Origin of the sequence: uncultured Campylobacter sp. (genome assembly GCF_944323605.1) — a bacterium.
GTDB lineage: Bacteria > Campylobacterota > Campylobacteria > Campylobacterales > Campylobacteraceae > Campylobacter_D.
In genome coordinates this window covers 26661-38730 of the sequence record NZ_CALUTC010000014.1, presented here as the reverse complement: position 1 = coordinate 38730, position 12070 = coordinate 26661, and the positions used below count along the sequence as shown (strand labels likewise).

The 12070-nt window shown below is 32.2% G+C and carries 11 protein-coding genes and 1 pseudogene; 4 read left to right on the top strand and 8 right to left on the bottom strand.

Annotation, left to right across the window (positions count from 1 at the left end; all coding sequences use genetic code 11):
- Positions 1 to 191: pseudogene (locus tag Q0J35_RS07710) on the bottom strand (hypothetical protein); the annotation flags it as partial.
- Between the two features lie 11 nt (positions 192 to 202).
- A complete protein-coding gene (locus Q0J35_RS07705) occupies positions 203 to 385 on the bottom strand; it encodes a hypothetical protein (RefSeq protein WP_297195142.1) in 183 nt (60 codons plus the stop codon).
- Between the two features lie 68 nt (positions 386 to 453).
- Between Q0J35_RS07705 and rimO the strand changes: the two genes are divergently transcribed.
- Positions 454 to 1767 (top strand): 30S ribosomal protein S12 methylthiotransferase RimO, encoded by a 1314-nt coding sequence (gene rimO / locus Q0J35_RS07700; RefSeq protein WP_297195139.1) that lies wholly within the window; start codon positions 454 to 456, stop codon positions 1765 to 1767.
- Positions 1761 to 2732 carry a tRNA lysidine(34) synthetase TilS gene (gene tilS, locus Q0J35_RS07695; RefSeq protein WP_297195137.1) on the top strand — a complete coding sequence of 324 codons (972 nt, stop codon included), beginning with the start codon at positions 1761 to 1763 and terminating at the stop codon, positions 2730 to 2732. The genes rimO and tilS overlap by 7 nt, the downstream gene beginning before the upstream one ends.
- Positions 2733 to 2750: 18 nt before the next feature.
- On the opposite strand, the gene Q0J35_RS07690 is transcribed toward tilS, so the two are convergent.
- Positions 2751 to 3329, bottom strand: coding sequence for an NAD(P)H-dependent oxidoreductase (locus Q0J35_RS07690; RefSeq protein ID WP_297195135.1), 579 nt, complete (start codon positions 3327 to 3329; stop codon positions 2751 to 2753).
- 124 nt (positions 3330 to 3453) lie between these two features.
- Here Q0J35_RS07690 and Q0J35_RS07685 point away from each other — a divergent pair, with 124 nt between their 5' ends.
- Complete coding sequence (locus Q0J35_RS07685) at positions 3454 to 4542, top strand: NAD(P)-dependent alcohol dehydrogenase (RefSeq protein ID WP_297195133.1); 1089 nt, start codon at positions 3454 to 3456, stop codon at positions 4540 to 4542.
- A gap of 25 nt (positions 4543 to 4567) precedes the next feature.
- Here Q0J35_RS07685 and Q0J35_RS07680 read toward each other — a convergent pair whose 3' ends face one another.
- The 4 genes from Q0J35_RS07680 to Q0J35_RS07665 are packed head-to-tail and all read right to left on the bottom strand — an operon-like array spanning position 4568 to position 9049.
- Positions 4568 to 5224, bottom strand: a complete 657-nt coding sequence (locus Q0J35_RS07680) for a lactate utilization protein C (protein WP_297195131.1) — start codon at positions 5222 to 5224, stop codon at positions 4568 to 4570.
- Positions 5217 to 6650, bottom strand: a complete 1434-nt coding sequence (locus Q0J35_RS07675) for a LutB/LldF family L-lactate oxidation iron-sulfur protein (protein ID WP_297195129.1) — start codon at positions 6648 to 6650, stop codon at positions 5217 to 5219. Before Q0J35_RS07675 ends, Q0J35_RS07680 begins: the two co-directional genes overlap by 8 nt.
- 2 nt (positions 6651 to 6652) lie before the next feature.
- On the bottom strand, positions 6653 to 7390 hold the full coding sequence (locus Q0J35_RS07670; RefSeq protein WP_297195127.1) for a (Fe-S)-binding protein: 738 nt from the start codon (positions 7388 to 7390) through the stop codon (positions 6653 to 6655).
- Positions 7391 to 7393: 3 nt separating this feature from the next.
- Positions 7394 to 9049: an L-lactate permease gene (locus tag Q0J35_RS07665; protein ID WP_297195125.1), complete on the bottom strand. Its 1656-nt coding sequence runs from the start codon at positions 9047 to 9049 to the stop codon at positions 7394 to 7396.
- A gap of 207 nt (positions 9050 to 9256) precedes the next feature.
- Between Q0J35_RS07665 and Q0J35_RS07660 the strand changes: the two genes are divergently transcribed.
- Positions 9257 to 10984, top strand: coding sequence for a methyl-accepting chemotaxis protein (locus Q0J35_RS07660; protein ID WP_297195123.1), 1728 nt, complete (start codon positions 9257 to 9259; stop codon positions 10982 to 10984).
- A gap of 48 nt (positions 10985 to 11032) precedes the next feature.
- On the opposite strand, the gene Q0J35_RS07655 is transcribed toward Q0J35_RS07660, so the two are convergent.
- Positions 11033 to 12022, bottom strand: coding sequence for a hypothetical protein (locus Q0J35_RS07655; RefSeq protein WP_297195121.1), 990 nt, complete (start codon positions 12020 to 12022; stop codon positions 11033 to 11035).
- Positions 12023 to 12070 lie beyond the last annotated feature (48 nt).

The following is a 12070-nucleotide window of genomic DNA, read 5'->3' as shown; positions in this document are numbered from 1 at the left end:
AGAAAAAGATCGGCTTGAGATCTTATATATACGATTATTTTTATATCATCAAAACCTACTTCTGTGAAAAATTCTTTCAAAGCGAGAGCTGTCTTATCTACATCTTTATGCCACCAAAACACATCTTCACTTGAAAAAATAAAGGATTTGTCTTTATTTTCTCTAAGATCTTTTTTTAATTCTAATATCAATTTTTCCTTTTCTAAAAAGCTTTTTTACACTCTCTCACTACCATATAATCTAAAAATACATGTTTATGAACTTCTAGCCTAGAACTAGGATATACAAGTTTTTTATGCTTTAAACTTTCTTGATTTTTATCAAAAAATGCCTGTAAGGTGCTGGTACCAGTTTTTCCTGTCCCTATATGCACGTAAGCTGTCACTGTGTTTTCCTTTTATTGTTTTTTTGATATAATTAAAATTTTATTTTATCAAAAAAAGAGTAATGAAAATGGCAAAACTTTACTTACATTCCCTAGGTTGCAATAAAAATTTAGTAGATAGTGAAATAATGCTTGGTCGTTTAAAAGATTATGAATTATGCGATGAGCCTAGTGAAGCTGATGTTTTGATAGTAAATACTTGTGGTTTTATAAATAGTGCAAAGAAAGAAAGCATAAATACCATACTAGAGCTTCATAGTTTAAGAAAGAAAAATTCACTTTTAGCAGTAACTGGCTGTCTGATACAAAGATATAAAGATGAACTTATGAAAGAATTACCAGAAGTTGATGTTTTTACAGGGGTTGCAGATTATGATAAGATAGATGAAATGATACTTAAAAAAAGCTCTTTGTTTTCCTCTTCTACATATCTGCAAAACGGTGATAGCGATAGGATTATAAGTGGTTCAAATTTTCACGCTTTTGTAAAAATTTCAGAAGGCTGCAATCAAAACTGTGCTTTTTGTGCCATACCTAGCTTTAAAGGTAGATTAAAATCAAGAAGTATAAAAAGCGTGGTAGATGAGGTTAAAAAACTTGTTAGCAAAGGTTTTGTTGATATTTCTTTTATAGCTCAAGATAGCTCATCGTATCTTTACGATAAAGGCTTTAAAGATGGGCTTTTAAAGCTTATAGATGAGGTGGAAAAAATAGATGATTTAATTTGTGCTAGAATTTTATACCTTTATCCAAATTCGCTTAGCATCAAGCTTGTAGAAAAAATAATAAACTCTAAAAAATTTGTAAATTATTTTGATATGCCGCTTCAGCACATAAGCGATAATATGCTAAAAATAATGCGTAGAAATACTGACAAAAAACAATTAAAAGAGATATTGTCTTTGATGAGAGAGGCAAAAGATAGTTTTTTAAGAACAGCTTTTATAGTAGGACATCCTGGAGAAAGTGATAAGGATTTTGATGAATTGTGTGATTTTATAAAAAAATTTGACTTTGATAGGATAAGCATTTTTTCTTATTCTAAAGAAGAGGACACAGCCGCTTTTAAAATGGAGCAAATACCATTTAAAATAATAAATTCAAGGCTTAAAATAATAGAAAAAATAGTAGATGAAAGCATAGAAAAAAGCCTTAAAAAAGAACTCAACAAAACAGTAAAAGCCTTTGTAAATGGTGTTTCTAGCGAGGGTAATTTTTTTTATGGTGCAAAAGATATGAGGTGGGATAGGGATATAGACGGAGAAATTCTCATAAACGAAAGTCTTTGTGGTAAGCTTAAAAGTGGGAAGCTGTATGAGTGTGAAATTATAGATACTTTCGATAAAAAACTACTAGCAAGAGCTATAAGAAAGATATGTTAAACAAAATATGTTTAGATGAAATGAAAGGCAAAAAGAATTTATTAGCCTTTTCTTACGGAAGCGATTCAAGTGCCTTATTTTTTCTCTTAGAAAAAGAGGGGATTAGTTTTGATATAGCATTTGTAAATTACGGCACAAGGAAAAATAGCGACATAGAAGAATCTGAAGCTAGGAAATTAGCAAACAAATTTTCAAAAAATTTTTTTTGCAAGAAAGCGCCCTTTTTTGATTCAAATTTTGAAAAAAATGCTAGAGATTTTAGATATGGTTTTTTTGACGAACTTTGCGAAAAATATACTTATGAAAACTTAATCTTAGCACACAATTTAAATGACAAATTTGAATGGTTTTTGATGCAGCTTAGCAAAGGGGCTGGACTTTTAGAACTGTGCGATTTTAATTATATAAGCAAGAGAAAACAATACATTTTATTAAGACCTATGCTAGATACTTGCAAAGATGAAATTTTAGATTTTTTAAAAAGAGAAAATATATCTTTTTTTAAAGATGAGAGCAATTATGATGAAAAGTATTTTAGAAACAGAATAAGAAAGTATTTTGCAAAACCTTTTGTAAGTGAATTTCATACAGGCGTAAAAAACACCTTTGCTTATTTGCAAAAAGATATTAACAATTTATATCCTTGCGAGGAGAAAGAATTTAATGGCATTTTACTGTGCGATATAAAAGAATCTGTTATAGCTAAAAATGCGAAAAAATTAGGCTTTGTGCTTAGTGCAAAACAAAGAAAAGAGGCTTTAAAAGGAGACTGTGTTATAAGTCATAAGCTTGGGATTTGTTACATTCAAAACAAAGCCTTGCTTTTTTTGTATGAAAGGTCTGAAAAAATCCCAAAAAAAGACAGAGAGCTTTTTAGAAAGGCTAACATTCCACCACTTTTAAGAGCTTATTTATTTAAGCACAAAATATCTTTAAAAGATTTTTTGTGCTTTTTAAACTCTTAAAGAGGGATACATATACTTTTAAAACATTTTTTGCAAATGTGCCTTATAATCAGCCTTGTATTTTTCTACTTGAGGATTTTTGACCACATCATTACAGATAAATGTAGGCAGGGCTTTCATACCCATAAATTCATGAGCTTTATGCAAATGCAAATACACACCATCTACACCCACACCACCAAAAAACTCATTTTTATCTGTGAAAGCTTCTAACGGTGCATTCCAAGTGAGAGAAAACATATATCTTTTATCTTGCAAAAGCCCTCCTGTGCCGTAATTTTTAGTTGGATTATCACTATGTCGTCCATCGCTTGTGAAGAATTTTCCAGCTGCAGCTAGATATACCTCATCGATATATTTTTTCACAATCCAAGGCTCACCCATCCACCAGCCGGGCATTTGATATATCCACGCATCACAGTCTAGTAGTTTTTGCACTTCAGAATCTATCTCATAACCCTTGTCAATATACGTTTCTAAAACTTTTAGCCCAAGAGTTTGCAAAGTCTCTTTTGCTACTTGCTGTAAGGTCTGACTAAGTCTGCCCTCGCTATTGCCAAATTTCTTGCTACCATTTATAAGCAATACGCTTTTCATAGCTTTTCCTTTAATTTTTTTCTTAATTTATACTTTATAAAAGTAAATAATTTTTGTTTTATCTATTGACTTATAGTAGGTCTAATGTTTTATAATTACATTAAATTTACATAAAGGAGAACACGTGCAAAAACAATTAGAAGAAGTAAAAAACAAGGCTAGAATTTCAGCTACAGGCTTTGCGGTAGATAGCAAGAGTTCTAAATTTAAGATATTTAACTTCACTCGCCACGCACTTGGAGAAAGGGATATACTTATAGAAATTCTTTATGCTGGAATTTGTCATAGCGATATACACTCAGCTAGAAGTGAATGGCACGAGGGAATTTATCCTATGGTTCCCGGACACGAAATAGCTGGTAAAGTCATAGCTGTAGGTGAAAAGGTGAAAAAATTTAAAGTTGGTGATTATGCTGGAGTTGGCTGTATGGTAAATTCTTGCGGGGAATGCGAAGCTTGCAAAATAAGCAATGAGCAGTATTGTGAAAAGGGTATGGTTGCAACTTACGACTGCCTTGATTATCATCATAACAATGAGCCAACATACGGTGGATACTCAAATAATATAGTAGTAAGCGAAGATTTTGCAGTAACAGTTCCTAAAGATGCACCTCTTGAAAAAGTAGCACCCTTGCTTTGTGCTGGTATAACCACATATGCACCATTAAAATTTAGCAAAGTAAAAAGCGGAGATAAGGTAGCTGTTGCTGGATTTGGTGGGCTTGGAATGATGGCTGTAAAATACGCCATAAAAATGGGGGCTGAAGTTTATGTTTTTGCTAGAAACAAAAATAAGGAAAAAGAAGCCTTACAAATGGGCGTAACAAAGCTTTATGATACGACAGATACTGCGGTAGTAAAAGAAAGATTTGATATGATACTTTCTACAATACCTACACCTTACGATATAACACAGTATCTAAAACTTTTAAAATTAGGTGGAGAAATGGGGATAGTTGGACTACCTCCAACAGAAGTAGAGCCAAAAATAGGAACAGCCGGACTTATATTCAACGCACATAAAAAGGTTTATGGTTCATTGATAGGTGGTATGAAAGAAACCCAAGAAATGCTTGACTTTTCTTTACAAAATAAAATATACCCTGAAACAGAATTAATAACAGTAAATCAAATAGACGAAGCTTACGACAATCTAACAAGTGGAAAAGCTAAATTTCGCTATGTTATAGATATGAAAAGCTTGAAAGAATAATCTAAGGCGGAAAAATCCGCCTTTTTTAGTAAAGCACTATATGAACTTGTTGTGAGCCATGCACACCAAACACGGTTATTAACTCTATATCCGCTGTTCTTGATGGTCCTGCTACGAAAAGTATATTGCTTGGTAAAATTTCACTTTCTTTTTTTACCAAATTTAAAGCCTCGCTAAGACTTTTTACCACATTTTCTTTTTTAAGCAAAACTATACAAAGCATAGGGGCTAAAGATAACATTCTAGGTTGTTCTTTTGATGAGGTAAGCAAAGCAACGCCGTGAGAGCTAACTCCGTATTTAGCATTAACGACGGAAAAATCGCTATGAAAAACATCTTGCCTTAAATTTTCTATTTCTTTATCAAAGCAAATTTTTTCATCAGCATTAATCTTGCCTAAGTCTAAGCCCAAGCCTGTTCCATAAATCATCTTTTTATAGCCATACTTAGAGACTATTTCATTTATTTTTTCTTCTAGTCTATCCTTAGAACTCTCTTCTACTATGTATTTATTAGCCGACATTTTAGCCTTAAGCTCTTCTATGGCATTACCGCTACTTTGTATATGTTCTACAGGATCTATGCTGTTTGAATGCTGAAAATTTTTTATCCTATAAGCATTGTCTAAGGATTTTAGAATTTCATCTTTACTTTTTTTGCTTATATCTTCTATCCTACTCATATCTAATCCCTTCCATATTTTCAAGCTCTTTGTAAAGATTTATCTTAATTTGAGGCAAATCCTTAAATTTACTCCATTTCTTAAGCACAGGCAAGGAATTAGCAAGACTATGCAATAAAGAATTAAACATATGTGTTTTAGAAAGAAAAAACCTCCACAAAGCACCATTAGTAGCCATTTTTTCGTAATTTTTAAATACAAAATTTTCCATTTTGCTATGCTTTAAATGCTTAGAACCTAAAGGAGGATTTTGCCCCTGCCCTATTTTATTTCTTCTTAATTTTCTTATTAAATCAGCAAGAGGAATTTTTACAGGGCATACTTCAGAACACCTACCACAAAGAGAACAAAAGCTTAATATATCGCCCGTATTATCTATACCGAAAATATTTGGGCTTATTACCTCTCCTATTGGTCCTGGATACGTTGTTTGGTATGTATGCCCTCCTATCTTATCATAAACTGGACAAAAATTCATACAAGCACCACATCTTATACATCTTAAAGCTTCATAATAATCTTCATTTGCCAACATATCGCTTCTGTGATGATTAAACAAGACTATATGCACTTCTTTTGGTCCGTCTAAATCACCATTTTTCCTTGGTCCTGTGATGATATTATTATAAGTTGGGATAAACTGTCCTGTAGCGGAAGGTGTAAGCAAAGAAACCATAGTAGCAGCATCTTCAAAGCTTTGCATAACCTTTTCTATGCCACATATTGCTACGTGTATATCTGGTGCAGTGGTGCACATTCTACCATTGCCCTCATTTTCTATAAGCCAAATAGCACCTTCCTTAGACATAGCAAAATTTACTCCGCTAAGCCCCATTTTCAAGCCTTCAAATTCGTCTCTTAAATGCTTTCTAGCTATTGAGTTTAATTTTTCTATCTCGTGTTCTAAGGGGACATTTAGTTTTTCTTTAAAAATTTCACCTATTTCGTAACGATTTTTGTGTATGGCTGGGACAACTATATGAACCGGAGTTTCGCCGTTTAGCTGAAGTATAAGCTCTCCTAAATCAGTCTCTATCGCTTGTATGCCTTTTTTCTCAAGATAGTGATTAAGCTCTATCTCCTCTGAAGCCATAGATTTGCCTTTGAGGATTTTTTTGATATTTTTTTGTATCATTAGCTCATAAATTATCTCGCAAGCCTCATCGCTAGAATTTGCCCAATGCACGTTTATTCCATTTTTAGTAGCATTTGCTTCAAATTCTAATAATCTTTCTTTTAAGCTCATAAGGGCATTATTTTTAGCATTTTTAGCCTTAAATCTCAAACCCTGCCAATCAACAAATCTATCTTTTATAACATTTAATCTGTTTTTTTGCAGTGTATGCATAGCGTTTGAGAGATTTTGCCTCATTTGAGTATCATTTAGTTTTTCATTTACGATTTGTTCGTGTGGAACTTTTTGCATACTCATATAGCTTCTCCGTTCAATCTTTTAAACAAGAAATCATAAAGATGAATTCCTTTTATATCCAAATTCATTTTACTCATAGTCCCGCTAATGTTTAATAAACAGCCGCCATCTCCGCTTACTACAACCTTAGCTCCTGTTTTTTGTATATCATCTATTTTTGCTCTTGCCATAGCATTTGAAATTTCTGGCTCTTTCACACAAAAAGTTCCGCCAAAGCCGCAACATTCCTCTTCAAATTCCAAAGAAACAAGCTCAACATTTTTAAGCTTGTTTATAAGGGCTTTTGAAGATTCTATGCTATTTTGCACTCTCAAAGCGTGGCAGTTTGAATGCCAAGTTACCTTTAAAGGCTCTCCTTTATCTTCTAAATTTACATTTAAAACATTATTTAGATACTGGGAAAGCTCTATAACTCTAGAACTAAAAGCCTTTATTTTTTCATAATCTTTATCTTCTTTAAAAAGCTCTAAATAATCGTGGCTCATCATACCAGCACAAGAACCGCTAGGAACTACTATAGGATAATCCTCATCAAAAAGCTCTGCATTATACATAGCAACTGTTTTGCTTTCCTTAAAATAACCTGTATTAAAAGATGGCTGGGCACAACAAGTTTGATTTTTTTTAAAAATTACTTCTACATCAAAAAGACGTAGAAGTTTTATGGCATTTAAAACAGTTTCTTGCAAGCAAGCAGAACCTAAACAAGTAGCGTAAAAATACACTTTTTTCATAGCTTAACCCTTTTGTAAAGGCACAATATCAGGTATGATACCCGGTATAAAGAAGGCTATAACAGCTGTCCAAATCGCTATTATAACTATAAAGCCTATGGAGTATTTAAGAGTAAATTTAAGCAAGTCAGATTCTCGTCCAACAAGTCCAACCGCAGCACAAGCAATAGCTATACTTTGAGGGCTTATCATCTTACCTACGACGCCACCAACTGAATTTGCTGCTAAAAATAAAGCTTCTCCTACGCCAAGTTCTCTAGCTGTAACTTGTTGAAGAGTTCCAAATAATAAATTCGAACTTGTATCAGAACCTGTTAAGAAAACGCCTATCCAGCCAATAACCGGGCTAAAGAATGCAAATGCTTGACCTGTTTGTGCGAATGCCAAACCAAGAGTGGTGCTCATTCCGCTATTTTTTGATATAAAAGCAAAAGATACAACAAGACCTATGGTAACACAAGGTATAAACATTTCTTTTAATGTTTCCCAGAAACTATCGCTTACTTGCTCTACTTTTATCCTTAAAAATAAAATGCTTAAAAGTGCAGCGACTAAGATAGCTGTTCCTGCTTGAAAACCAACAAAATGTATAGGTAAGCCAAGGTCTATATTTTTTAAATTCTGATCTAATATAGCTCCTTCTAAATTTGAGAAAGAAATTTTTACTTGAGTATAAGCAAATATCCCGCCTTTGTCAAAGAAAGCTTTAAACCAAGGTTGAGTCCAAATGATTATACATAATATTAAAAGTAAAAAAGGTAACCAAGCTTTGAATATAGAAAAAGCATCTAGGTTGTTTTTGTTAGAGAAATCTTTCTCATCATCAAGTCTAAATATATTTTTAGGAGACCAAAATTTTAAAAATATAGTGGTGCAAAGTAGAGATACAACTGCAGAAACAATGTCAGGAAGTTCCGCTCCTAAGTGATTTGAACTGTAAAATTGAGTAAGAGTGAAACTTAAAGCAGCCACAAGGATAGCAGGAAAAGTTTCTTTTAAACCTTTAAAGCCGTCCATTAAAAACACTATAAAGAATGGAACAGTAAAACTTAAAGGAACTAGCATACGACCTGTCATAGCTGAAACTTGAAGTTGCTCAACACCAACCAAATTTGACATAGCTATTATCGGAATTCCAACCGCTCCAAAAGCAACGGGTGCGGTATTTGCTATCAAACAAAGTCCAGCCGCATAAAGAGGTTTAAGTCCAAGACCAACGAGCAAGGCAGCAGTTATAGCAACAGGTCCTCCAAAACCAATAGCTCCTTCAAGAAAAGAACCAAAACAAAAACCTATCAAAATAACTTGAATTCTATGATCCGGAGTTATAGACATAACACTTTGTCTAATTATCTCAAAAGAGCCAGATTTAACAGAAAGCTTGTAAAGAAAAATAGCAGCTATAATAATCCAAGCTATAGGCCAAATTCCATTAACAAAACCTTGCACGAAAGACGCTCCCACAAGAGGAAAAGGCATACCGTAAGCAAAAACTGCAACTACAGAAGCTATGATAACAGTTACAAAACCTGCAACATACGCTTTCATTTTAAGCACAAGCAAACATAACAAAAAACAAAGTATTGGTAAAAATGCTATAAGTGCCGAGACAAAAATATTTGAAAACGGGTCATAAACCTGTATCCATTCATTAGCCATAATAATCTCCCTTCGCTAATAAAATACTATTTAGTTTATATATTTTCACCTTTAATTTTTATAAAAAAACAAATATAAAATCTTCTTTGTTTAAATGTTACTTATTTACACAATAAAAATCACTATGCTTAAATTTTATAAAAATAAAGCGGTTTTAAAATGATAAATTTTATAATATAAATAAAGACCAACACAAAGGAGTTTATTATGTTTAGAAATATGAAACTAGAACACAAACTTTTCGTTTTAATTATCTCTTTTTTTATACTTAATGTGTTTATTATTTTTATGCTTTACTACAATCTAAGCAAAGAGGTTCATACTCTTACGAGAAATAACCTAGAAATAAGCATAGAAAAGAATCTTTACAATCAAACTCAATCAGTTGCAAAGCTTATACACTCACGCATAAAAGACGTGCAAGATGAAAAAGAAAAAGAAAGAATTGTTAATGAATTGTTACAAAAAGTAACTTTTGAAGATGATGAAAGCGGGTATTTTTTTGTATATAAAGAACACACAGCCATTGCTTATCCTCACTATGCCCAGCAAAATATAGGCAAAGATTTTTACGATCATAAGGATAGCAACGGAGTTTATCTGGTAAGGGAGCTTAAAAAACAAGCTGATAATGGCGGAGGTTTTGTAAGATATGTTTGGCCAAAAAAAGTAGAAAATGAGCTTATAGACACTCCAAAAATATCTTACGCAACAAAACTTGAAGGCATAAGTAATGCTTTTATAGGCACGGGAGTATATGTAGATGATATACACAAAACTACTCAAAACATAGATTCTAAATTTGATGCAGAGCTTTTAAAAGTATCTATATTTGGGATAATTATATATTTAATCGTATCCTTTCCTATTGCCTTTTGGATAGTTAGAAATTTTGCAAGTTCCATTTATACCCTAGCAAACGGTCTTGAAAATTTCTTTAAATTCTTAAGAAAAGAAAGCTCTTTTGTGAAAGATATAGACATAAAAAGCAAGGATAGATTTGGAAAAATGGCTATTTTGATAAATCAAAATACAAAAGAAATACAAGAGCAAATAAACAAAGATGACCAAGCCATAAAAAATGTAGGAGAAATTTTAAAAGACGTGCAAGAAGGAGATCTTACAAAAAGGATAATCAAAAATGGAGCAAACGCACAGATCAACGAGCTTATCACGCTTTTTAACTCTACCTTAGACAAGCTTCAAACAAAGATAGGTTCTAATCTAAATGAAATTTCAAAACTAATAAATTCTTATAAAATTTTTGATTTCACAAAGATTTTGCCAGACGCAAAGGCTGAATTTGAGCTTAGTTTAAATTCGCTTGGAAAAGAAATTCAAAGTATGCTAAAAAATTCCTATGATATGGCTAAACAGCTTGAAAAAAATTCTGATACTTTAAATGAAGAGGTTCAAAGTTTAAGTAATTCTAGCTCGCAAAATTTAGAGGAATTAAAGCAAAACACCCAAAATATAGAGCAAATTTACGCTGCTATACAAGATATAAATGATAGGTCAAAAGATGTTTTAGCACAAAGTGAGAGCATTAAAAATGTGGTATCTGTGATACAAGACATAGCAGAACAAACAAATTTGCTTGCACTAAATGCGGCTATTGAAGCAGCAAGGGCGGGAGAACACGGACGCGGTTTTGCGGTGGTTGCCGATGAAGTGAGAAGTTTGGCTGAAAAAACTCAAAATTCGCTTTCTCAAATTTCAGCAAATATCTCTGTGCTAACTCAAAGCATAGATGAAACCATATCTTCCATAAGCAAACAAACAGACGGCATAGAGCAAATAAATACCTCTATGCAAAATTTAGAGCAAAATAACCAAAACACAACAACAGTTGCTATTAATACAAAAGAAACAGCACAAAAAGTGCGTGAGTTAGCAGATTCTATAAATGAAAATTTAGGTAGCAAGATATTTTAAAGACTTTTGGCTTGATAAAATTTAAATAAATTTAGATTTTATCAATGCCTAAGCCTTAATTTTTTCTAAGATACTTAATTTTTTATTAAGTTCTTTTTCAAATTTTGTCATAAAATATTTATAAAAAATTTGCCACGCAATAGGCACTACAAAGCTATGGTATAAAAGCCCCCCCCCATAAGTAGCATTTTGATAAGCCTTATAAGCTCTTAATGGCATAAAAACAAAGCTTGGCACTTGCAAAATATCGCAAAGATGGACATTTGAAGTATCTATGGATATGAGATAATCAAGCCTTTTTTGAAAAGAAGTAAGAGAGGCTATACCGCCATTATTTACAAAGACTTTTAAGTTTTCGCTTTGATTTATGTTGTATTGTAAGCAGTTGTATTTATAGTTTAAAAGCACGAAACAAAAGTTTTTATATCTTTTTGAAAGTTTTTCTGCCAGCTCAAACCACTGTCTATGAGAAAAATTATCGCCCTTTCTTTCGCAGGTAAAAGAAAAGGCATTTATGCCTACTATCTTTTTAAAGCCTTTTAATTCTGCAAAAAATTCAAGGCTTTGCACCTCATCAAGTGGCAAACAGTTTTTAAGCTTTGAAAAATCTACATTTTTTATATTTTTTCTAAAATGTTTTTTATCTACCAAATAAATAAGCTTTAAAAGTCTGTCGCTAACTCTGTATCTAAATTTTAAGTAAGGAAAAGGGCAAGTAAGCTTAAAAGAAAAGAAAGATACAAAAGAAGGGTGTAGTATGATTTTTTTTATCTTAAATTTTTTTAAGTATTTTGCAAATCTATTTGAAGGCTGTTCGCTTATAAAAATATCCGCTTTAAGCTTTTTAAGCTCCTCAAAGTCCTCATAAAAATAGCACTCATCTATAAAGCTTAATCCTCTTAAAAATTCTTTATCATATCCCTTTGTAAAGAGTATAAGTTTATCATCTTTAAAAAGCATTTTCAAAGCATACAAAGCCTTAAAGCAAACAAACAAATCCCCCAAAGCTCCGACTTGATGAAAAACGATATTTCTCATAGGCGTATATTAATAAAATTTTGCTGATATAAAGATAAAAATTAAGAC